Genomic DNA, 22,537 nt, shown 5'->3' on the forward strand with positions numbered 1-22,537 from the left:
CATAGCCTGTTCTTCATGAGTGTCATCACCGGTGCATGGCGGCGCACAGCGGCGGGCGCGGGCCTGCTCTCGCCCGACGGGGCCGTCGCGCCCACCATTTTCGCAGAGATGTCGGCCCTCGCGGCCTCGACGGGAGCGATCAATCTCGGGCAGGGGTTCCCCGACGAGGACGGTCCGGCCGAGGTGCTCGAAGCCGCCAGGCAGGCGATCGCAGACGGGGTGAACCAGTACCCACCCGGCCGCGGCACCGCGGATCTCCGGCTCGCGATCGCCGAGCACCAGAAGCGCTTCTACGGCCTCGACGTCGATCCCGACACCGAGGTGCTCGTCACGGTCGGAGCGACCGAGGCTCTCACGGCGACGCTCCTCGCCCTGATCGACGGCCCCGAGGACGAAGTCGTCGTCTTCGAGCCGTACTACGACTCCTACGCGGCCGCGGTGTCGCTCGCCGGCGGCACACTGCGCACCGTGCCGCTGCGCGTGCCGGACTTCCAGCCGGACCTCGACCGGTTGGCGGATGCCGTCACCGACCGCACCCGGATCATCCTCGTGAACGATCCGCACAACCCGACCGGAACGGTGTTCGGCACCGACGTGCTGACCGAGATCGTTCGCCTCGCCGAGAGGCACGACGCGCTCATCGTGACCGACGAGGTCTATGAGCACCTGGCGTTCCGTGCCCGGCACCTCCCCGTCGCCACGCTGCCCGGCGCGGCGGAGCGCACACTGACGATCTCCTCGGCGGGCAAGACCTTCTCGGCCACCGGGTGGAAGGTCGGCTGGATCCACGGTCCTGCCGCGCTGATCACCGCCGTGCTCACCGTGAAGCAATTCCTCACCTATGTCGGGGCCGCGCCCTTCCAGCCCGCCGTCGCGGTCGGGCTCCGCCTGGGAGACGCCTTCTTCTCGGATGCCGCGGCGACGCTCGCCCACAAGCACGATGTGCTCGGTGCCGGGCTGCAGGCCGCGGGTTTCACCGTCTTCGCCCCGCAGGGCGGGTACTTCACCCTCGCCGACGCCACGGCGGTCGGCGGGGCCGACGGCGCGGAGTTCTGCCGCACCCTGCCCGAGCGCTTCGGCGTCGGGGCGATTCCCCTGGCGGCTTTCCTGCCCCCGGCGCACCGCGCCGACCCGGAGTACGCGGGCATCGTGCGCTTCGCCGCCTGCAAGAAGGTCTCGGTCATCGACGAGGCCGTCTCGCGCCTGGCGCGTCTGCGGGGCTGACTCGCTCTCCGTCGCCCTGCGGGAGCTCGCGGGTCAGCGCGGGACGACGGCGTACCGGCGCACCCGCAGCGACGGGTTCGTCTCGCGGACCCGATCGATGACGGCCCGTTCGACGGGCGCGACGGCGATCCCCTCGGCGCTGCCGACACCGGCGAGCACCACTCCCTGCGGATCGATGATCTGCGAATGGCCCACACCGATCGGCGCGGGGTGGTCGGCGGAGACGACGTAGACCGTGTTCTCGATCGCCCGCGCGGCGAGCAAGGTGGTCCAGTGATGCTCCTTGAGCGGGCCGCGCACCCACTCGGCGGGCACCACGAGGACATCAGCATCGGCGTCGACGAGAGTGCGGGCGACCTCGGGGAAGCGCAGATCATAGCAGGTCATCAGACCGAAGCGCAGACCGGCGATCTCGAATGTCGCCGCCTCACCGATGACTCCCGGCTCGACCCAGTCCGACTCGGTCTGGCCGAAGGCGTCGTAGAGGTGCTGCTTTCGGTAGACGGCCAGAAGGCCGTCGCCACGGACGGCGACCACCGTGTTCCGGACGCGCCGGGGGTCGTCCGACTGCTCGACGAGCCCGGCGACGATCACGACCGCGTACTCCCCCGCCAGCGCGGTGAGCGTCTGCACGAACTCGCCCTCCAGAGTCTCCGCATGGGCCGCGAGGGTCTCGTCCATCGGGTTCACGAAGTAACTCGAGTACTCGGGCAGCACGATCAGGCGCGCGCCCCGCGCCGCGGCATCCGCCACGAGTTCCGCGATGCGCTCGCGATTGCCCTCCCGGGAATCGGTGGGCGCGAACTGGCAGACGGCGACGGGAACGGCGGGGCTCACGGACATGCCCTCATCCTCGCGCATCCTCGCGGAGGACGCCTCGATTCGCGCACTCCCGATCGTCGTGTTAGGCTATTCAACGTGCCGCGGGGTGGAGCAGTTCGGTAGCTCGCCGGGCTCATAACCCGGAGGTCGCAGGTTCAAATCCTGTCCCCGCAACGAGAATGCGACACACGAAAGGCCCCTGATCAGGAGAAATCCGGATCAGGGGCCTTTCGCTATGCCCGGGAGGTCGCCAGCACGATCGACCGTCCCCGCAAACGACGAATGCCGCACCCCGAAGGATGCGGCATTCGTCAGCACGATCCGAGGATCACTCCCCCGCGGACTCCATGTCGAGGAGCTTCTGCACGGCCTCGGTGAGACGCTTGTCGGCCTCACCGAACTTCTCGAGGTCACCGGCCTTCAGAGCGGTGTCGCGGTCGAGGAGCGCCTGGCGCGCGTCGGCGAGGGCGGCAGCCTGCTCGCCGGTCGGCGTCGTGGGCTCGGTCGGCTCGGTGGTCGGCACCTCACCCGTGTCGGGGTCGACCTCGGAGGGATCGACCGGTTCGACCTCGTCATCTCCTCCGGTCGCACCGGAATCACCGCCGAACAGCGAATCCAACGCCTCGGTCAGTGTGTTCTCGAACGCGACCCTGTCACCGAAGGCCACGAGAACCTTCTGCAGACGCGGGAGCTGCGTGCCCTCGGACGACTGCACGTACACGGGCTGCACGTAGAGGAGACCGCCACCCACGGGGAGGGTCAGCAGGTTGCCGTAGATGACCTCCGACTCTCCCTGCTGCAGCAGGTTGAGCTGCGGGACGACCGCCGTGTCCGAGTTGTAGGTGTTCTGCACCTGACCCGGACCCGGCACCGTCGTGTCGTCGTTGATCTCCAGCATGCGCAGTTGGCCGTAGCCCTCCGCCTTCACACCGGCCTCGGCACCGGCATCCGAATCCACTGCGAGATACCCCATCAGCACGTCTCGGCTGCTGCCGGCGCCCTGCGACGCCGGGATGAACGTCGAGAACATCGAGAACCTCGCGCTGTCCTGCCCCGGCATCTGCATGGTCAGGTAGTACGGCGGCTGCAGCATCGCGTCGCTGCGCGGGTCGTTCGGGGTCTGCCAGCGGTTGTCCTGCTGGGCGAAGGACCCGGCGGTGTCGATGTGGTAGATCCCGAGGATGTCGCGCTGCACCTTGAACAGGTCGGTCGGGTACCGGACATGACTCATGAGCTCGCCCGACATGTCGCTGATCGGCTTGACCGTCGACGGGTAGACCTTCTGCCACGTCTTGAGGATCGGGTCCTCGGCGTCCCACGCGTAGAGCGTGACGGTGCCGTCGTACGCATCGACGGTCGCCTTGACCGAGTTGCGGATGTAGTTGATCTCGTCGATCGCGAGGCTCGGCGCCCGCGTGTTCGAGTCGGTGATCGCGTCGGAGAGGCTCACGCTCGTCGCGTAGGGGTACGTCGAGCTGGTCGTGTAGCCGTCGACGATCCAGACGATGCGGCCGTCGACCACGCTGGGGTACGGGTCGCTGTCGAGCTCGAGGTACGGCGCGACCTTCCCCACGCGCGTCTTCGGGTCGCGGTCGTAGAGGATCTGCGAGTCCTCGTTCACGAGATTCGAGAAGAGGATCTGCTCGGACTGGAACTTGAGCGCGTAGAGGAGCTTCGTGAACGTGTCGCCGATGGCGGGGCCACCCTCGCCGTCGAACGTCGTCTTCGTCTCGCTCGCTCCGTCCTTGCCGCGCGGGTAGTCGATCTCGACCGGGTCGGAGCCCTCCGGTGCCCCCACGATCGAGTACTCGGGCGAGTTCTCGCCGAAGTAGACGCGGGGCTCGAAGTTCTCGCGGTCGGTCAGGAAGCCCGACGACGGGATGCCGCGCTCGAGGAAGACCGGCTCGCCGTCGCTCGTACGCTGGTTTCCCGCGGCGGCGACGAGGCCGTAGCCGTGCGTGTAGACGGCGACGCGGTTGTTCCAGTTGTCGCCCTCGCCGAGCTTCGTGATGTCGAGATCGCGGACGGCCACGACCGTGTCCTGCATCTCGCCGTCGATCTCGTAGCGGTCGACGTCGAGCGTCTCCTCGAACTGGTAGTACGCGCGGTACTGCTCGAGCTGTCGCACCGTGGGGCTGATGACCTTCGGGTCCATGATGCGGATCGAGGCCGTGGTGTCGGCATCGGCGCGCAGCTGACCGGCTTCGGCATCCGTCTCGGCCTCGAACGTGGTCGTCTCGAGGTTCGCCACCCCGTACGCCTCCTTCGTGCCGTCGATGTTCCGCTGGTAGTACTCGGCCTGGTAGGCGTTCTGGTTCGGCTTGACCTGGAAGGTCGTGACGACCCACGGGTATCCGACGCCGACGACCAGCGAGGCGACGATCAGCAGTGCGGTCGCGGCGAGCGGGAAGCGCCAGCGTCCGATCACGGCCGTGACGAAGAAGAGGACCGCGACGAGTGCGGCGATGATCGCCAGGATCGCGAGACCGGGGATCGTGGCGTTGACACCCGTGTAGGCGGCACCCGTGATGCGGTCATCGGGGGTGACCAGCGTCTTGTAGCGGTCGAGCCACAGGCTGACCGCTTGAACGAGGATGTAGAGACCCGCGATGACGGCGAGCTGGATGCGCGCTGCCTTGGAGATGCGCAGTTCACCCTGGCCGATGCGCACCGACCCGTACAGGTACGACACGAGCGCCGTGACCAGGAGCGAGAGCAGCAGCACGGCCGAGATGAAGGCGAGCGCGATCGAGTAGAACGGCATCGCGAACATGTAGAAGCCGGTGTCGATGCCGAACTGCGGGTCGACATCACTCGTCGCGACGCCGTTGGCCCAGAGCCACACCGTCTTCCACTGCCCGGCGGCAGAGAAGCCGGCGAACAGACCGAAAAAGATCGGCATGCCCCACATGGCGAGGCGACGCAGGGGCTCGATGACCTCCTGGTAGCGGTCGAGCTGCGAGCTCAGACGCACGTAGACCGGGCGAAGGCGGTAGGCCAGCTGGATCACGACGAACAGCGGCACCGCCATCCCGAGGAAGCCGATGACGAACATCACGGCGGTGGCGATCCACTGGGTCGTGAGCACACCGGTGAAGCCCACCTGATCGAACCAGAGGAATTCGGTGTAGAGCGACGCGAAGACGAAGAACACCGCGATCAATGCGGCGATGATCACCAGCGAGATGCCGAATATGCGTCGGGAGGTTCGAGGAGTGGCCGGGTTCGGAGCTGAGGTCGAGGTCACACCCCCATCCTAGGCACGCGTTACTGGGCTGCGGCTGTCATCCCGGTCACGGCGAGGTCACGACGCGGTGCAGGTGGGCAGCGCCGAGACGTCTCCGCCATCGGCGATGACCTCGAGAGCGTCGAGCGATTCCTCGAGCGTCGCGGTGCGGATGACCTGCAACCCTTCGGGCACGTGGCCCACGACCTCGTCGCAGTTCGATGCCGGAGCGAGGAAGAACTCGGCCCCCGCATCACGTGCGCCGTACAGCTTCTGACGGATGCCGCCGATGGGGCCGACCGTGCCGTCGGCCTCGATCGTGCCGGTGCCGGCGACGTTCTCGCCGCCGTTGAGCTCGCCCGGAGTGAGCTGATCGACGATCCCGAGCGCGAACATCATCCCCGCGCTGGGGCCGCCGACGTTGTCGAGCTGGATCGTCACATCGATCGGGAAGTCGTAGTCGGTGCGGAGGGTGATGCCGATCAGCCACGTGGTGGTGTCACCCTCGGTGTACTCCTGCGGGGTGATCGAGAGGTCCTGCTCCTCGCCGTCGCGCAGGACCGTGAAGTCGATCTCCGCTCCCCCGATGTCCTGGATGCGCGAGCGCAGCTGCTTCGCCGACACCACGGGGTCACCGTCGATCGCGGTGATCACGTCGTCGGGTTCGAGGATGCCCTCGGCCGGAGAGTCCTCGACGGCCTCGACGACGACGACCTCGGCCCCGGTGTCGTAGCCGAGCTCACTGAGCGCCGCGGCGGTCGCCTCGTGCTGCGAGTCGACCATCAGTGTCGCGTTGCGCTCGTCGCGCTGCTCGGTGGTCACGCCTTCCGGGAACACGGAGTCGAGCGGCACGACGGCGCGAGACGAGTCGGTCCACGCGAGGGCGAGTTCGAACCAGCTGGGGGTGCGCTCGCGGTTGCCGACGACCTGGACGGTGGTCAGATCGAGCGTGCCGCCGGTCTCGAAGGTCTCGGCGCCCTCGATGCTGATGAGCGGCACCTTCTCGCCGTCCGCGCCCGCGGCTGTGCCGAGGGTGTCGTAGACGGGACCCGGCCGCTGGATCACGTAGGGGGTGGGGAGGAAGGTGAGGACGACCAGCGCCACGAGTGCGACGAGCAGCGCCCAGACGCCGAGTCCGAGCTTCACAGGCCGCGTTCGTTCCACAGCATCCTCCGTCGTTCGCGAGCGGCGTACAGGGATCTGCCCGCATCGGGTTCGCTCGCATGAACCTGTGACTAGCGTAGATGGCACGGCTATAGGCGTGCTGAGAGGGCGATCGACATGGCAGACAACGACCCGACACCCGAGGACTTCCAGGAGTTCCTGCGACGGATGCTCGCAGGCCAGGGTGGCGACATCGACCCCGAAGCGCTGCGCGGGGCGTTCGAGGGCATGGACGGACTGACGCTCGACCCCGCGATGATGCAGACGATCATGTCGCAGCTGCAGGGAGCCTTCGGCGGCGACGCCTGGGAGAACGCGCTCCGTCAGGCGCTGCATATCGCGAACCGAGACGGGCAGGGCATCACCGACGGCTCGCGCACGTCGCTCGTCGACGCGTTCGCCCTGGCCGGGCTCTGGCTCGGCGAGGCGACCACGATCTCCGACCTCGCCCAGTCGCCGGTCGCGATGACCCGTGGCGAATGGGTCGAGAAGACCCTCCCCGTGTGGAAGGAGATCGCGGGCCCCGTCTCGACCAGCATCGCCGATGCGCTCACCAGTGCACTCGACACGCAGGTCCCCGAGGAGATGCGCGACGTCGTGCAGGGAGCGGGAAAGCTCATGCGAGGGCTCGGCGGTTCGGTCTTCGCCGCGCAGTTCGGCCAGGTTCTCGGCAACCTCTCGCTCGAGGTCGTCTCGGGCGGAGACGTCGGCATCCCGGTGCTCCCCGCCGGCACCGCCGCGATCATCCCGCAGAACCTCTCGGCCTTCGGAGAGGGACTCGAGATCCCCGACGACCAGATCGCCCTCTACCTCGCGGCGCGCGAGCTCGCCTACGCCCGCCTGTACCGGCACGCCAAGTGGCTGCACCTGCACGTGATGGCTCAGATCACCGACTTCGCACGCGGCGTCACGGTCGACGTCGATGCGCTCGAAGACGTGGCGAGCCGTCTCGACCCTTCCAACCCCGAGGAACTGCGGGCCGCGATCGAAGGCGGCGCCCTGCTGCCGACGCAGACCGAGGCGCAGCGCGAGGCCCTGACACGGCTCGAGAACCTCATCGCGACGATCGACGGCTGGGTCGACGTCGTCACCACGCAGGCGACCTCGCGCCTCCCCGACGGTGCACGGCTCGCGGAGGCGGCACGTCGTCGGCGGGCGGTCGGCGGGCCCGCCGAGGATGCCCTCGGAGCTCTCGTCGGTCTGAAGCTGCGCCCGCGCCGCATGCGCGAGGCCGCCGCGATGTGGCAGCAGGTCACGGATGCCGTGGGCATCGCCGCGCGAGACGCGCTCTGGGACTATCCCGACCTGATGCCGACCGCCGATGACATCGACGACCCGACGGCCCTCGTCGCTCGCCTGCAGGCGACGGCGCGGGGCGAGCAGCCGGTCGCCGACGAGTTCGACGAGGCGCTGGCCCGCCTGCTCGACGGCGACGACTTCTCGGGCGACGCCGACGGCGAACCGGATGGAGATCCCTCGGATGGAGACGAGCCGGAAGACCGCCCCGAGGGCGACCGACCGGTCTGAGCCACGACTGCTCCTCCCCACCGGAGAGGAGCAGTCGTGTTGTCCACGGATGTCCGTGCGGCACCCCACGAGGGACGTGGAGTGTCCAGAATCGGTGGATGCCTCCGCTCACGCCGACGACACTCACGCGCCTCGCCCCCTCCCTCCCGCTGCTCTGGCGCGACGAGCGCACGCTGCAGCTCGGACTCGACGGCGATCTGCACATCGACGCCGAGGCCGCATGGGTGGAGCTCCTGCTCTCGCGGATGAGTTCCGGGTTCCGCCGGGCCTCCTTCGATGTGATCGCGCATGGACTCGGGGCCCCGCGCGACGAGGCGCGCGCCCTGCTCGCGCGGCTGGAGCACCTCCTCGAGGACGACTCGCCCGTCCCGCGCGCGGCCTGGGTCGAGCGTCTCGGTGTGACCGATGCGCGCACCGAGCATCGCTTGCGGGAGAGCCTCGCCGACGAGGGTGTTCCGATCGGAGAACACGGTTCCCCGTCCGATGCGGCCGTGGTGCTCGTCGCCGGTAGCGCGGCGGCCACGCAGCTGGCGACGTACCTCCGCGACGACGTGACGCACCTGCCCGTCGCCGTCGGTCGCGATCAGGTGACGATCGGGCCGATGGTCGTCCCCGGCGTCACCCCGTGCCTCACCTGCCGGGATCTCCATGCCCGCGACCGCGACCCGGCGTGGCCCCGGCTGCACACGCAGCTCGTGGCTCGCGACCCCGGGCGCGTGAGCGCCGCGCTCATCGCGGGCGCCGGAACGATCGCCGCGCGCCTCCTCGCCGCCACACCCTCGGCGGAGAGCGAGATCGTCCGGCTCAGCGCGGACGGGTCCCGCGACTCGCGAGCGGTGAGGTCTCACGAAGGATGCCTGTGCCGCGTCCCGTCGTCCCGATCTCGGCCAGGAACCGCGAGGGAGCCCGTTCGCCTCGTCCCGCCGAGCGCGACCACGACAGAGACAGCGTTCGCGCGGCTCGCGTGACGCCGACGTACGCCAGGCGGCGCTCTTCGTCGATCGATTCGAAGCTCGTCGCGTAGGAGATCGGCAATGCCCCCTCCGCCCATCCGGCGAGGTGCACGTGCAACCACTCCAGACCCTTCGCGGCATGCAGGGTCGAGAGCGTGACGGTGCGCATGGTCGGCTCGTGCTGGTCCTTCGCCCGGGCCATGAGCTCATCGCCGAAGGAGCGCAACGTGGCGTCGGGCCCGGCTTCCTCGGCGAGACGGAGGATCGCACGACGGGCCTCCCAGCCGTCGCGCTGCGCTCCGCCAGCCGCCGGCGGTTCCTCGGTGAGTCCGAGCTCGCGCAGAACACGCTGCACCGCCGGGACGAACCCCTGCTCCACCGGGGCGACGGCCGCAGCACGGATCGCGAGGATCGCCTGACGCACCTCGGGCATCGAGAAGAAGCGGGTGCCACCCAGAACCGTGGTCGCGATGCCCTCCGCGGCGAGCGCCTGCTGCAGCGCGGCCGATTGGGCGTGGGCTCGGTAGAGCACCGCGATGTCGGCGGGAGAGATGCCCTCGGCGATCTGCGCCGAGATGGCTGCGGCGATGCCCTCCGCCTCATCGCGCTCGCTGTCGTAGGCGGTGACGGTGGGCGGCTCGGTCGCGAACTGCTCGCGGGCGGGCGTGAGCTCCAGCGCGCCGGGGCGCCCCTTCATGAGCGCGTTCGCGGCGGAGAGGATGGGGGCCTGCGAGCGGTAGTTCGTCTCGAGCCGCACGACGGTCGCATCGGGATGGCGGCGCTCGAACTCGAGGAGGAAACGCTGCTCGGCGCCGGCGAAGGAGTAGATCGTCTGGCTGGCGTCGCCGACCACGCAGATGTCGTGCCGGTCACCGATCCAGAGTTCGAGCAGGCGGTTCTGCAACGGCGAGACGTCCTGGAACTCGTCGACCGTGAAGTGGCGGTACTGCTCGTGCACGGATGCGGCGACCCGCGGCTCGGCCTCGAGCATTCCGGCGCACGCCAGGAGAACGTCCTCGAAATCGAGCTGATTCCGCTCGTCCTTGAGCGCCTCGTACCCGCGCTGCAGTTCGGCGAGCTGCGTTGCATCGACGCCGGAGACCGATCGCCCCAGAGCCGCGTGCTGCTCGATCGAGAGCATGGAGACCTTGCGCCATTCGATCTCGGACGCGATGTCCCGCAGGGTCGCGGTGCTGGGACGCAGGCGGATCGCGTCGGCGACCTGCCCCAGCATCCGCACCTTGTTGTCGATGATCGACGGCGCGGGCTGCCCGGCGAGCGTCGGCCAGAAGAAGTTGAGCTGCGCGAGGGCGGCGGCGTGGAAAGTGCGGGCGGCGACGCCCTCGACCCCGAGGGCCCGCAGGCGCCCGCGCAACTCCCCCGCGGCCTTCGCCGTGAACGTCACCGCCATGACCCGCGCGGGCGAGTAGGCGCCGGTGTCGACGCCGTGCGCGATCCGGTGGGTGATCACGCGCGTCTTGCCGGTACCGGCGCCCGCCAGCACCGCGACAGGCCCGCGGAGCACGGATGCCGCCTGCCGTTGCCGCTCGTCGAGTGCGTCGAGGGCGCTCACGCGCCGGCCTCGAGCCAGTCCAGGATGAGCGCGCGAGCGATCGATGCGTGCCCGGGAAGCCCCACGGGCCCCTCGCCCTCCAGGGAGGAGGTGATCTCCGCACGGGTGAACCAGCGCACATCGATGATCTCTTCGCCATCGGCGCGGGCATCCGCCTCGACGTCGACGACCGCGCGGAAGCCGACCATCAGAGAGCGCGGGAACGGCCAGGCCTGCGAGGACACGTAGCGCAGCCCGGAGAGACGCACCCCCGATTCCTCGGCGAGCTCGCGGTGGACGGTCGACTCGAGCGATTCACCGGCCTCGACGAATCCTGCGAAGCACGAGTACATCCGGCCGCCCCAGTTCGCGTTCGCGCCGAGCAGCAGGCGTTCCCCGTCGCGGCTCTCGACCGCCACGATCACCGCGGGATCGGTGCGCGGGAAGTGCTCGCGCCCGCAGACCAGACAGCGACGCGACCATCCCGCCTGACGGATCTCGGTTCCTCCACCGCAGGCCGGGCAGAACGGTGCATCGCGCAGCCAGGCGGCGAGCGCCAACGCCTCGATGAGGATCTCGCTCTCGTGCGCCGGGAGCCGCGCTCCGAGATCACGCAGCCCGAGCCACGTCTCGTCGGGGGCCGCGTCGATCGATGCGCTCTCGGCCGGAAGGGCCGCAAGCAACAGCGGAATTCCGGACTCGTCACGACCGAGGAGCGCCCATGTGGCATCGACGGGCTCGGTCGGCGCGACGCGGACCAGCCGATCATCGGCCACGCGCACCCGGCCGTCGCGGACGACGATCACGCGTGTCGACGCCTCGCCGCGCAGACGATCGACGACGCCGGATTCCTCGCGGAGCTCGGCCGCGCGGTCGAGGGTTGGGCGGTGCATGGGTGATCGACTCCCTCTCTCACGGGCGTGGCGGAGGCGGGACCGCCCCTGAGCCGACCTACCCTTAGGGCATGGGACGCTCACCTTTCACTCTAGCCGCGGCCGTGACGGCGGCACTGCCCGGCGCGGAGGTCACGGGTACTCGCACGCTGAGCGCAGACGGTGACGCACGTTTCGATTCCGCGGTCGCCTCGCTGGCCGACGGGCGCGAGCTCGCGATCCGCGTCGCGGACGACGACGAGACCGCCCGTGAGCTCGCCGCCGAGTCCCTCGCGCTGCGCGCTCTGACGGCCGGTGCGCGAGCGATCCTCCCCTTCCGCGCGCCCGAATACGTGGGCGAGACCCGCGTCGGCGATGGTCGCGCCCTCGTCACCGAGCTCCTCCCCGGTTTCCAGGTCGAGGCCGCCCACGTGCCGGCGGGACGCGGCACGGCCGAATCGATGGGAGCGGCGATTGCAGCCGTGCACGGCCTGCCCGTCTCGATCGTCCGGAGCGCCGGTCTCGTCTCGCGCTCGGCCGAGGAGAGCCGTGAGGACATTCGGCGTCTGGTCGACGATGCGGCGTCCACAGGCCGCGTCCCCGCCCGGCTGACGGCGCGCTGGCGGGATGCCGTCGCCGATGACGAGCTGTGGCGCTTCGAGTCGACGGTGACCCTGAACGGCGTGCAGTCGACCTCCTTCCTGCTCGAGGACGACGATGAGCGCGGTCCTCGGGTCACCGGACTGCTGAACTGGCACGGCCTCTCGGTCGGCGACCCGGCCGTCGACCTCGCCTGGTTGTCGGCCGCGCCCGATGCGGCGCCCGACGTGCAGGCCGCCTACGCGCGGTCATCGGAGCGTTCGCCGGACGGCGCGATCGAGGTGCGTGCACGGATGCTCGCCGAACTCGAGTTCGCGCGCTGGCTGGTGCACGGCGATTCGCTGCACCGCCCCGACATCGTCGACGATGCCGCTGCCCTTCTCGAGGCTCTCGCCGAGGGCCTCCGAGCGGATGACCTCGCCGTCGTCGCCGCACGGAACGAGGGCGTCGACTCGGCCCTCGATGCGCTCGACCGGGTTCCCGCGGAGGCTGCGGCACTGATCGACACCTCGATGCAGACCGATGCCTACAACCCCGACGACCTCTGGGCGCAGGAATCGGACGAGGACGCGTCGCCGACCGACAGCTCCGAAGCGGCCCGTCGCGCCGCGATGGTCGACGTCGAGACCGAGGACCTCACCGGTGTCGGCGACATCTTCACCGCGCCGACGGATGCCGATCACGACGCGGATGCCGAGGAAGGCGATGACGACGAAGCTCAGCGCGCGGCGCGCGCTGCGCTCCAGCGCTGGAAGAGCTCCGACTCGGAGTAGACCCGGTCTCCGCGGATGACGAGGTCGTCGGCGACGTAGTACAGCGCCACGTCGATCTCCTCGAGCGGAACCCCGAACCGGCGGTGATACGCGAGGCGGTACAGCGCCAGCTGCAGCATCCGCTCCTCCCGTTCGGCGTCGCCCTTCGGCGGCTTGCCCGTCTTCCAGTCGACGATCTCGATCCTGCCCCCACGATCGTCGCGGCGGTAGACGGCATCGAGCTTGCAGATCACGATGTGCGCGTCGTCGGACTCGTCGGCGAGGTCGGCGGTGGCATCCGCGAGCCCGGCCCCGAGCGCGAAGTCGATCTCGATCTCGACGGCGATCGGCTGGAGAGCCCCCCACTCGCTGCGCTCGAACGTCGCCTGCAGGATGGCGAGGTCGGCGGCATCCGCCGCTTCACCGGTCCCCTCTCCCGGAGCCGGCCCGATCTCGCCGCCCACCTCGTCTTCGTCGATCTCCCAGAGCGCCTCGTCGACGCGGGCACCGACTCCCACGATCGATGACCGATGCTCGACCCAGGCGTGGAAGAGCGTGCCGAGGCGGGTCTGCCGGTACGGACGCTCCGGCATCGGGCGGATGATCGCCGAGACCGTCCCGCCGTAGTCGGTGACGTAGTCCTTGAAACGTGAGGCGGGCACGCGGGTCGGCGCTGCTGCGTCGATGCCACGCAGACGCGCGGCGCGCTCTGCGAGGAGACGCTCGAGCTCTTCGGAGGGGATCAGCGCCTCCGGTCGCGCGAGGGCCCCCGCGACCATCTCCGCCGCCGTTTCGACGAGCGGACGGCGGGCACCGAGCGGATCCAGCGGCCACGAGATCGTCGCTCCCGGCCCGTCGTACGGGTTCTCGTCGGGATCGACCGGCTCGATGGGCTCGTGCTCCAGGACGTCGATCGCCTCGAGCAAGAAGGGGCTCGGCGTGCGGGGAGCCTTCTGCCCCGCCCAGTGCGCACCGCTGAGAAGCAGGTCGGTGCGCGCCCGTGTGACTGCCACGTAGGCGAGCCGGCGCTCCTCCTGCTGCTGATAGGCGCGGTACGCGTCTTTGAAGCGCTTGATCGCACCACCCTGGGGATTGGCCTTGGTCGCCCCGCCCGACAGCGACGCTTGCGCCAGTGCCTGGAGCTTCTTCGGGTCGGGCTCGCCGTCGACCGCCGCTTCGGGATCCCATTCGAATCGCGGTAGCGCGTCGCGGTCGCCGCGGAGCGCGAACGGAACGACCCCGAAACCGAACCAGCCCGAGGTGTCGGAGACTCGGCTGGGGAGTTCATCGGCGACGAGGCGGACGACCGCGACGGCATCCCACTCCAGCCCCTTCGAGCCGTGGATCGTCAGCAGCTGCACCACGCCCGGCTCGGGAGGCTCCGGCCGTGGCATGAGCTCGTCGGTGCGCTCCGCCTTGTCGAGCCACGCGAGCAGGCTGCCGATCGTGCCACGATCATCGGCCGCGAGGAAGGCGCGCACTTCGTCGGAGAACGCACGGAGTTGCGTCGAGGCGACCCGCGCCGGCCCCCGGGTTTCGTTCGCCGCCAGTTCGATGTCGAGGCGCAGTTCGAGTTCGATCAGGCGCAGCAACTCGGTCAGCGGCTGCGACGAGGCGCGTCGGAGTCGTTCGAGCATCTCCCCCGCCGCACGGATGCGCGATCGCCCGTCCGGGGTGAAGCCGCCCAACAGCCGATAGTCGTCGCGCACGGCGCGCACCACGTCAACGGCATCGATGATCGACACCGCCTCGTCGGCGCCGCGCGACGAACGCAGTCGCACACGCACCTCTTCGGGAAGCGGCATCATCGAGGTGTCGCGTTCGGCGAGGGTGCGGCCGAGATCGTAGAGCGCGGCCATGTCGGCCACCCCGACGCCGAACCGCGGGCCCGTGAGCAGGCGGATCAGTGCCGAACCCGCGGTCGGGTCGTGGACCACGCGGAGGGTCGAGACGACATCGACCACTTCGGGGGTCGACAGGAGCCCTCCGAGTCCGAGGATCCGGTGCGGTACGCCCTCCGCGGCGAGCGCGGCGGCGAAGGTCTGCATGTGACGTTTCGACCGGAACAGCAGCGCGCCGGTGTGCGGGCGGCCGGCGGCGGACGCATCGTGCGCGGCCCGTCGCTGGACGAACCAGCGGGCGACGTCGGCGGCCTCGTCGTCGACCGTGAACGGAAATCGCAGGTCGACGGTTCCGGAGCCCGCGCCGGGGCGGGGTTCGAGCGGGGGCACGTCGAGTCCGGGGCGCTGCAGCGGCTCGAGGACGCGGTTGGCGATGTCGAGGATCGCGCGGTCGTTGCGCCAGCTGGTCATGAGGCTGTAGGTCTTCGCCGCCTGTTCCCGCGCGAAGGCGCTCGAGAACGCATACAGGTTGTCGGCACTCGCGCCGCGCCAGCCGTAGATGGACTGATGCGGGTCACCCACGGCCATCACCGCACTGTCGTGGAACAGCTCGGCGAGGAAACGGGTCTGGATGACGGAGGTGTCCTGGTACTCGTCGAGCAGGACCACGCGGTGCTGCTCGCGCAGCTCGGCGCGCACGTCGGGAGCGGCCTCGACGATGTCGTAGGCGCCACCGACCTGATCGGCGAAGTCGAGCACGCCGCGGCGACCCTTCTCGGCGATGTACTCGCGTACCAGGGCGGCGAGGGTCGGCAGGCTGAGGAGGTTCGCGGCCGCCTTCTCGACGTCGCCGTTGCCGCGGTACGGCTCGAACGAGAACGCCGTCTCGCGCGCGAGACGCTCGGCCTCGGCGAGGTCGACCCGGTGGTCGAGTGCTTCCCCCGCGAGACGCTGCACCGCGTCGATAACGGTGCCGAGCGCATAGTCGATTCCCTCGAGCTCGGGGAGGTCGGCGCGCAGCACGACCTCTCTCGCGAGCATCCACGACGCTGCCTGGCTGAGCATCGCGACGTCGGCGTCGCGTCCGATCCGAGCGGCATGCTCGCGCACGATGCCGTCGGCGAAGGCGTTGTAGGTCGACACCCGCGGGCGGATCATCAGCTCCTCGGCCGCACGCGGGGCGGTCGGGTCCCAGCCGGTGCCGAAGCGGGCGGCGAGCTCGTCGAGCACATGCGCCCGCACCACGTCGCGCTGACGCCCCGCCGCTGCCTCCTCGACCCGGCGGAGGGCGTGCGACGCCACGATCTCGGGCACATGCGGCAGCAGACCGCGGCGACCGAACTCGTCGATCACAGCGAGACGGTGGCCAATGCGCTCGGCGAGCTCGCCCGCCGCCTTGCGGGTGAAGGTGAGTCCGAGGATCTCGTCGCGTCGCACATGACCGTTCGCGACGAGCCACACCACGCGCCCCGACATCGTCTCGGTCTTCCCGCTGCCCGCTCCGGCGACGACGAGGGCGGGCGACGGCGGGGCTTCGATCACCTGCTGCTGTGCGGGGGTGGGCGAGGGCTGGCCGAGAGCCGCAGCGACGTCGGTCGCCGTCAGACCGAGGCCGCCGCCCCAGCCGGTCACGCGCTCACCGCCGGGACGGTGTGGATCCGACAGGGGTGGATGCGGCGCTGCGTGTCGGCGCAGTGCGACTCGACCTGCGCGGTGAAACTCGACGCCGACATTCCCCGGGCGGCACCGGCCACACGACGCAGGAACGCCTCGCGCGCCGTGTCGTCGAGCGTGTGCTGGTGGGCGATGCGGTACTCGCTCTTGGCGAGGGTCTTCGAGACGATCACGAGACGCGCCCCGGCGAGCGCCTCGGCGGGGGCCCCCTCGATCAGCCCCTGCTGGACCGCCACCTGGTAGGCCGCCAGCTGGGCGTGCTCGCGGACTCCCGCGTCGGCCTCCGGGTCGGTGCGTCCGGTCTTGAGGTCGACGACCACCGCGCGCTCGCCCTCGCCGACCGCGGTCATCTCGATCCACCCGCGCCCGCGCGCCGGGGGATGCTCCCCCGCCCCCGGAGGGTAGGCCTCGACGCGGTCGATGTAGCCGCTCACGATCGCGCGCGCCCCTCTGCCGTCACCGACGTCGTGCACGACCGGGAGTCCGTCGTCATCGGGCAGGGACACGGCGAAGTCGAACCGCGTCTCGCTGCCGACGACTCGCCCGCCGTCGCGTCGGACGTCGCCGAGGTACGTGTGCAGCCGATCGACGTAGAGGTCGGCGCGACGCCGCTCCTTGCGCCCGATCCACTCGGTCTCGAAGTCCAACTCGGGCCAGTGCTCCGCGACGATCGCCCGCATCTGCTCGAGATCGCCGTCCGGTACCTTCTCCATCGCCTCGTGGATGATCGTTCCGATCCCCGCCGTCGGCGGCATCACCGTGTCGCCCCCGAGAGCCGAGACGACCCAGTTCAAGCCGCACTCCTCGTACGCCTCCATCTTCGACGGCGACACCCGCGCGCCGTCGACGGCGAGGTCCCGGAGGGGGCGGTCGGTGCTCGGTGGCGTGACGCCGTACCACTCCCGCGGATCCGCTCCGGCGACGCCCTCGGCGGCGAGGATCGCGAGTTGCTCCGCAGCGAGACGACGCGTCTGCGCCGAGGTCGCCGTCGTCAGCGTGCGGCGGTGGCGCGCCACGAGTCCGCGCAGGGTGAGCGGGTGCTCGGCGGATGCGTGGTCCTCCGGGGCGTCGGGCGTCGGCAGGAACGCGAAGAACGGGCTCGGGCTCTGGTCGTCGTCGTCGACCGCGGTCACGAGAATCCGGTCTCGCGCACGCGAGATGGCTCGCACGAAGAGGCGGAGCTCGTCGTGCAGCGCACCGCGACGACGATCGAGGATGCCCGGTGTCGCGAGGGGGACGCCGGTGCGCATCGACATCACGGCATCGGGGAGACGCCACGTCTGCAGCATCCCTCCCCGGAGCCGGAGGTTCGGCCAGACGCCGTCTTGAAGACCGGCCACGACGACCGCGTCGAACTCGGTGCCGAGCGCGGTCGCCGGCGTGAGCAGGGTGACCCGCCCCGGTCGATCGGGCGTCGAGAGGGAGTCCTCGGGCACCTCGCTGTCGAGGATGTCGCGGACGAACGTCTCGGGGCGCTCGTTCGGTGTGCGCTCGACGAAGCGCTTGGCCGCGTCGAACAGCGAGACGAGGGCGTCGAGCGATCGTGCGGTCTCGGCCCCGCCGGGCTGCGACGACACCTCTCGCCACGCGATGTGCAGGCGGCGGCCGTCGATCGCCCGCGACTGCTCCCAGATCCGCCAGAGCAGGTCGTGGATCGTCTCGCCTGCTCGCGCGGCGGCGGAGACCGCCTGGATCGTCTCGGCGAACCGCCGGGCCGTGCGGGACTCCGGGGCATCGATGAGCGTGAAGTGCTCCGGGTCGGCCATCGCGCGGCGCAGGAGTTCGCGAGCGGGCGTGGCTCCGCCCTGTTCGAGTTCGAGGTGCCGCAGCCGTGCGCGCAGACGACGAAGGGCGATCGCGTCCATCCCCCCGAACGGCGTGCGCAGGGCCTCCTCGAGTTCTGCGGACGTGCGCTCGGTTGCCGGGGTGAGTGCCAGGCGCACGATCCCGACGATGTCGCGCACGACGCCCTCACTGCCGAGCGGACGCTGCACTCCGGCGGCCCGTGTCGGGATCTCCCGCGCGGCGAGCTCGGTCTCGAGCAGCGTCACCTGACGCGTGTCATGTGCGATCACGGCCATGCGATCCCAGGCGATGCCCTGCATGAGGTGCCACTCGCGCATGACGCCGGCGATCCGGTCGAACTCCTCGTGCGGCGACGGGGCGAGGAACGACGTGACGGCGGCATCCGCGCCCTCGATCGGGCCGGTCTGCGGTGCACGCCGATGCTCGACCCTCCCCGACGCCCCGATCGCCTGCGTGACGGTGCGGGTGAGCGCGGTGAGTGCCGGGTGCTGGCGGTGGGCGCCGTCGAGCACGTGCACGGTGCCGAGCGCCGATACGAGGTCGGCGAACAATTCGGGGCTCGCTCCCCGGAAGGCACCGGAGGAGATGTCGGGATCGCCGAACGCGAGGACCGAGACCCCTCGGCCACGCAGCGCCTGGACGACGGCGACGCCCCCGCGGGTCAACTCCTGCGCGTCATCGATGAGCACCACGCGCAAGGGCGCCAGGGGGCCGAGCATGCCGGGAGACGCGTCACGGAGGATCGTGCTCGCCTCGCCCAGCAGGTCCGCGGCATCGCGGTGCGCCGAGCGCAACGCGTCGAGCACCGAACGGTATTCGAGAACGAAGTCGGCGGCGGCCGACCAGGTCGGATCGCCGGATGCCTTCAGCTCCTGCGGGAGCACACCCAGCTCGGTGCACTCGGCGATGAGTGCGCGCAGCTCGGAACGGAACCCCTTCGACGCGCGCACCGATGCGCTGAGCGCGTCGGGCCAGCGGATGCCGTCGTCTTCGGCGTCGCCGGCGAGGAGCTCGGCGATGATCCGGTCCTGATCGGCACCCGTGAGCAGCGCCGGTGGCTCGGAGCCCGCGTGCACCATCGCCCCCCGGACGATCTGGAAGGCGAACGATCCGAGGGAGCGCGCGAGAGGACCCGGCGTCGCCTGACGCACACGCACACCGATCCGGTCGCGGAGCGCCGTCGCCGCCTGCCTGCTGGGCGTGAGCGCCAGCACCTCCTCCGGGCGCAGACCCTCCTGATCGAGCAGCCGACCGATGCGCTCGATCAACGTGCGCGTCTTGCCCGTTCCCGGCGCGCCGATGATGACTCCGGATGCGGTCGCCGCGGCGTCGATCACGGCTCTCTGCGCGGCATCCCCTGTCATGCACTCCACGCTAGCGGCGTGCGCCGACATCGCCTCCCGCGGCGGGTGGGGCGCGTGTGCGCTCACGGCGAAACCGCTCGCGTGCGCCGATCCGGCGGCGTACCTGCGGGGTAGAGTTGGCGCAGACCTCGGACGACGACATCGTCCTGACACTCCAAGGAGTACGCGTGGAAATCCGCATCGGAATCATCAACACCGGCCGCGAGCTGAGCTTCGAGACCGCCACCGCAGCAGAAGAGATCCGCACCCAGGTCGCGGCAGCGCTCGACCAGAGCACCGCGCACCTGAGCTTCTCCGACGTCAAGGGCAACTCCTACATCGTCCCCACCGCGAACCTCGCCTACATCGAGCTGGGTACCGAGGAATCGCGTCGGGTCGGCTTCGTCGCCTGATCGCGATGTACATCCTCCTCGCTCTCGTCGCCGCCTGCGCTCTGGGCATCGCCGCGCACTTCCTCATCGACGGCCGCGATCTCCGCGGTGTCGCGCTGACCCCGGGTATCGCGACGGTCGTCACCGCGGCGCTCTACACGGGCCTGCAGTGGGCCGGTCTCGGCGAGGACAACGTGTGGCTGTGGCTCGCGAGCATCCTCGGCGGTGTGGCCGTGTCCGCGGCGGCGACCCTCGCACTGGTCGCCGCCCGTCGTCGCTCGGACGCGGCGAAGACCGCGGCCCTCGGCATCTAGGTCCGCGCGCCTAGGACGCGAGCCCCATCGCATCCATGCGTCGCGCGTGGGCGCCCATCAGTTCGGTGTACACCGGCTCGATGCGCTCGTCGTCCGATGCCACGAAGACCTCGGGCTTCAGGGCCGAGCGGCAGACGAGGATCGTGTCGCCGACCAGGCGTCGCGCCCACATCGACAGCAGCGAGCGCCACTCCTCGTCGCTCTCGATCGTCTCCTGGATGATCGAGACGATCTCGTGGCGGGCGTCGTCCTCGCGCAGAATCTCGGCGATCCGCCGCCCGGTCTCGCCATAGCTGGACGCGAGCGCGAGGTAGAAATCGTCGAGCATGCCGGCCGTGATGTAGACGGCCAGGAGCGTCTCGCGGGGCCGCGCGCCGATCGTCTTCCGGCGGAACGCGTCGAGATTCTCGCGGAACGGGAGCATCAACCGGGTGGGATCGTCGCCGCGCTCGGCGATCACCTCGACGATGCCGCGATGCTTCGTGAGGGCGGCGCCAGCCGCACGGGAGAGAGCCTCCTTCTCGGCGAGTTCCGGTGTCGCGCGGATGAGACGGGTGAGGGTCTCGAAGTACCCCAGCTGCAGATAGGCGGCCTGCCCCAGGAAGCGCGGCAGCTCAGGCGCCAGATCGGCGAAGTCGACGCGGGTCGCGTCGCCCTGGTCGCCCCGGCTGCGCAGGGCGAGAGTGCGTCGCGGCGCATCGTCGCGCTGCCAGAACCACTTAACCACGAGGTCTCCCTACCGAGTTCGCCACGACGATCACAATACCCGGGGCGGAGGTCCTCCTCGGGCGTTCGTCCGCCCTCCGGTAGGCTGGGCGTGTCCCCGCCGTCGGAGCGGGGCCCGCGCCTGTGGCACAAGAGACGGCGTGGATCGTTAACGTGGCGGCCTCAGCACGACCGCCGGACAGGCAATCTGAATACAGTGACTACTTTCTCCGATCTCGGGATCGATCAGGACATCGTCGATGCACTCGCGGCGAAGGGCATCGTCGACGCGTTCCCCATCCAGGAGCAGACCATCCCCCTCGGCCTGCCGGGCCAGGACATCATCGGCCAGGCGAAGACCGGAACCGGTAAGACCTTCGGCTTCGGCATCCCCGTCGTCCAGCGTCTCGGGCTCGACCCCGAGCACGGCGTGAAGGCGCTCATCGTCGTGCCGACCCGCGAGCTCGCGGTGCAGGTCTACGAAGACATCGATCTGCTCACCAGCAACCGCTCGACCAGCGTCGTCGCCATCTACGGCGGCAAGGCGTACGAGGGCCAGATCGATCAGCTCAAGGCCGGCGCGCAGATCGTCGTCGGCACACCCGGTCGACTCATCGACCTCGCCGGCCAGCGCCTCCTCGACCTGTCGAACGCGACCGAGGTCGTGCTCGACGAGGCCGACAAGATGCTCGACCTCGGATTCCTCGCCGACATCGAGAAGATCTTCCAGAAGGTGCCGGCCGTGCGCCACACCCAGCTGTTCTCGGCGACGATGCCCGGCCCGATCGTGGCGCTGGCCCGTCGGTTCATGACGAACCCGATCCACATCCGCGCCAACGACCCCGACGAGGGCCTCACGCAGGCGAACATCAAGCACCTCGTGTACCGGGCGCACTCGCTCGACAAGGACGAGGTCATCGCCCGCATCCTGCAGGCCGAGGGCCGCGGCAAGACCGTGATCTTCACCCGCACCAAGCGCGCGGCGCAGCGCCTGGTCGACGAGCTGAGCGACCGCGGCTTCAACGTCGGCGGTGTGCACGGCGACATGGGACAGGACCAGCGCGAGCGCTCGATGGCGGCGTTCAAGGCCGGCAAGAAGGACGTCCTGGTCGCGACCGACGTCGCCGCCCGCGGCATCGACGTCGACGACGTCACGCACGTAATCAACCACACGATCCCGGACGAGGACAAGACGTACCTGCACCGCGCGGGCCGCACGGGCCGCGCGGGCAAGACCGGTATCGCGGTCACGTTCGTCGACTGGGAGGACCTGCACAAGTGGGCGCTGATCAACCGCGCCCTCGAGTTCGGTCAGCCCGAACCCGTCGAGACGTACTCCTCGAGCCCGCACCTGTACGAGGACCTCGACATCCCCGCCGGCACGAAGGGCCGTCTCGTCTCGGCGCCGAAGGCCGAATCCACCCGGCCCCCGCGCACCCCGCGCCCCGAGCGCGCAGCGGATGCCGCTGCCGAGGGCACCGACGAGGGCGGCACGCGTCGTCGTCGTCGCCGTCGCGGGGGTTCGACCCCGGTCGGCTCGACGTTCGCCGACGGCGCGGCGCCGGCGGCCTCGGGTGACGGCGACGGCGCCCCGGCCGCCGATCGCAGCGCCGAGGGTGCCGGCACGCACGACGGCGCGGGCAAGGAGCACCACGATGGAAAGCCCGCCCCGGCTCGCCGACGTCGCCGTCGTCGCGGAGGTTCCGGCGGAGCGGGCGCGGCACCGGTCACGGGCGCCTGAGACGTCTTCGAAAGAGGGGCGGATGCTGC

At 70.2% G+C, this 22,537-nt stretch carries 14 protein-coding genes and 1 tRNA gene; 7 read left to right on the forward strand and 8 right to left on the reverse strand.

Going from position 1 to position 22,537, the window contains the following annotated elements:
* The first annotated feature begins 15 nt into the window (after nucleotides 1-15).
* Nucleotides 16-1,224, forward strand: coding sequence for an aminotransferase class I/II-fold pyridoxal phosphate-dependent enzyme (locus ACIPVN_RS04600; RefSeq protein WP_400440074.1), 1,209 nt, complete (start codon nucleotides 16-18; stop codon nucleotides 1,222-1,224).
* 33 nt (nucleotides 1,225-1,257) lie between these two features.
* On the opposite strand, the gene ACIPVN_RS04605 is transcribed toward ACIPVN_RS04600, so the two are convergent.
* Nucleotides 1,258-2,067: a carbon-nitrogen hydrolase family protein gene (locus ACIPVN_RS04605; RefSeq protein WP_400440076.1), complete on the reverse strand. Its 810-nt coding sequence runs from the start codon at nucleotides 2,065-2,067 to the stop codon at nucleotides 1,258-1,260.
* Between the two features lie 79 nt (nucleotides 2,068-2,146).
* Between ACIPVN_RS04605 and ACIPVN_RS04610 the strand changes: the two genes are divergently transcribed.
* Nucleotides 2,147-2,220 (forward strand) — tRNA-Met (locus ACIPVN_RS04610).
* Between the two features lie 154 nt (nucleotides 2,221-2,374).
* Here the strand turns inward: ACIPVN_RS04610 and ACIPVN_RS04615 are convergent.
* The gene (locus ACIPVN_RS04615) at nucleotides 2,375-5,293 is read right to left on the reverse strand and encodes a UPF0182 family protein (RefSeq protein ID WP_400440079.1); all 2,919 of its coding nucleotides are present in this window, start codon (nucleotides 5,291-5,293) and stop codon (nucleotides 2,375-2,377) included.
* Between the two features lie 57 nt (nucleotides 5,294-5,350).
* On the reverse strand, nucleotides 5,351-6,436 hold the full coding sequence (locus ACIPVN_RS04620; RefSeq protein WP_400440082.1) for a PDZ domain-containing protein: 1,086 nt from the start codon (nucleotides 6,434-6,436) through the stop codon (nucleotides 5,351-5,353).
* A gap of 117 nt (nucleotides 6,437-6,553) precedes the next feature.
* Between ACIPVN_RS04620 and ACIPVN_RS04625 the strand changes: the two genes are divergently transcribed.
* Nucleotides 6,554-7,963 (forward strand): zinc-dependent metalloprotease, encoded by a 1,410-nt coding sequence (locus ACIPVN_RS04625; RefSeq protein WP_400440085.1) that lies wholly within the window; start codon nucleotides 6,554-6,556, stop codon nucleotides 7,961-7,963.
* A gap of 804 nt (nucleotides 7,964-8,767) precedes the next feature.
* Here the strand turns inward: ACIPVN_RS04625 and ACIPVN_RS04630 are convergent.
* Nucleotides 8,768-10,489, reverse strand: a complete 1,722-nt coding sequence (locus ACIPVN_RS04630; protein WP_400440088.1) for an ATP-dependent helicase — start codon at nucleotides 10,487-10,489, stop codon at nucleotides 8,768-8,770.
* The gene (gene nudC, locus ACIPVN_RS04635; RefSeq protein ID WP_400440091.1) at nucleotides 10,486-11,361 is read right to left on the reverse strand and encodes an NAD(+) diphosphatase; all 876 of its coding nucleotides are present in this window, start codon (nucleotides 11,359-11,361) and stop codon (nucleotides 10,486-10,488) included. Before nudC ends, ACIPVN_RS04630 begins: the two co-directional genes overlap by 4 nt.
* A gap of 71 nt (nucleotides 11,362-11,432) precedes the next feature.
* Between nudC and ACIPVN_RS04640 the strand changes: the two genes are divergently transcribed.
* Nucleotides 11,433-12,713: a phosphotransferase gene (locus ACIPVN_RS04640; protein WP_400440094.1), complete on the forward strand. Its 1,281-nt coding sequence runs from the start codon at nucleotides 11,433-11,435 to the stop codon at nucleotides 12,711-12,713.
* On the opposite strand, the gene ACIPVN_RS04645 is transcribed toward ACIPVN_RS04640, so the two are convergent.
* Together ACIPVN_RS04645 and ACIPVN_RS04650 are read right to left on the reverse strand one after the other, a co-directional pair.
* Nucleotides 12,659-16,165 (reverse strand): UvrD-helicase domain-containing protein, encoded by a 3,507-nt coding sequence (locus ACIPVN_RS04645; RefSeq protein WP_400440096.1) that lies wholly within the window; start codon nucleotides 16,163-16,165, stop codon nucleotides 12,659-12,661. The two genes, ACIPVN_RS04640 and ACIPVN_RS04645, sit on opposite strands and share 55 nt — an antisense overlap.
* A complete protein-coding gene (locus tag ACIPVN_RS04650) occupies nucleotides 16,162-19,377 on the reverse strand; it encodes an ATP-dependent helicase (protein WP_400440099.1) in 3,216 nt (1,071 codons plus the stop codon). Before ACIPVN_RS04650 ends, ACIPVN_RS04645 begins: the two co-directional genes overlap by 4 nt.
* A gap of 167 nt (nucleotides 19,378-19,544) precedes the next feature.
* Between ACIPVN_RS04650 and ACIPVN_RS04655 the strand changes: the two genes are divergently transcribed.
* Both ACIPVN_RS04655 and ACIPVN_RS04660 read left to right on the forward strand, forming a co-directional pair.
* Nucleotides 19,545-19,769: a DUF3107 domain-containing protein gene (locus tag ACIPVN_RS04655; protein ID WP_391477339.1), complete on the forward strand. Its 225-nt coding sequence runs from the start codon at nucleotides 19,545-19,547 to the stop codon at nucleotides 19,767-19,769.
* 5 nt (nucleotides 19,770-19,774) lie between these two features.
* Entirely contained in the window at nucleotides 19,775-20,062 is a 288-nt protein-coding gene (locus ACIPVN_RS04660; protein ID WP_400440103.1) for a hypothetical protein, read from the forward strand.
* A gap of 10 nt (nucleotides 20,063-20,072) precedes the next feature.
* On the opposite strand, the gene ACIPVN_RS04665 is transcribed toward ACIPVN_RS04660, so the two are convergent.
* A complete protein-coding gene (locus ACIPVN_RS04665; protein WP_400440105.1) occupies nucleotides 20,073-20,789 on the reverse strand; it encodes a ferritin-like fold-containing protein in 717 nt (238 codons plus the stop codon).
* 195 nt (nucleotides 20,790-20,984) lie between these two features.
* Here ACIPVN_RS04665 and ACIPVN_RS04670 point away from each other — a divergent pair, with 195 nt between their 5' ends.
* Nucleotides 20,985-22,508, forward strand: coding sequence for a DEAD/DEAH box helicase (locus tag ACIPVN_RS04670; RefSeq protein WP_400440108.1), 1,524 nt, complete (start codon nucleotides 20,985-20,987; stop codon nucleotides 22,506-22,508).
* Nucleotides 22,509-22,537: the final 29 nt, after the last annotated feature.

The organism is Microbacterium sp. NPDC090003 (genome assembly GCF_044748385.1).
Lineage (GTDB): Bacteria > Actinomycetota > Actinomycetes > Actinomycetales > Microbacteriaceae > Microbacterium.

What these genes read in the sequence shown, in the direction of transcription:
- ACIPVN_RS04605 (WP_400440076.1), bottom strand. Translation starts at nt 2,067, where the DNA reads ATGTCCGTGAGCCCCGCCGTTCCCGTCGCCGTCTGCCAGTTCGCGCCC.
- ACIPVN_RS04660 (WP_400440103.1), top strand. Translation starts at nt 19,775, where the DNA reads ATGTACATCCTCCTCGCTCTCGTCGCCGCCTGCGCTCTGGGCATCGCC.
- ACIPVN_RS04640 (WP_400440094.1), top strand. Translation starts at nt 11,433, where the DNA reads ATGGGACGCTCACCTTTCACTCTAGCCGCGGCCGTGACGGCGGCACTG.
- ACIPVN_RS04650 (WP_400440099.1), bottom strand. Translation starts at nt 19,377, where the DNA reads ATGACAGGGGATGCCGCGCAGAGAGCCGTGATCGACGCCGCGGCGACC.
- ACIPVN_RS04625 (WP_400440085.1), top strand. Translation starts at nt 6,554, where the DNA reads ATGGCAGACAACGACCCGACACCCGAGGACTTCCAGGAGTTCCTGCGA.
- ACIPVN_RS04600 (WP_400440074.1), top strand. Translation starts at nt 16, where the DNA reads ATGAGTGTCATCACCGGTGCATGGCGGCGCACAGCGGCGGGCGCGGGC.
- nudC (WP_400440091.1), bottom strand. Translation starts at nt 11,361, where the DNA reads ATGCACCGCCCAACCCTCGACCGCGCGGCCGAGCTCCGCGAGGAATCC.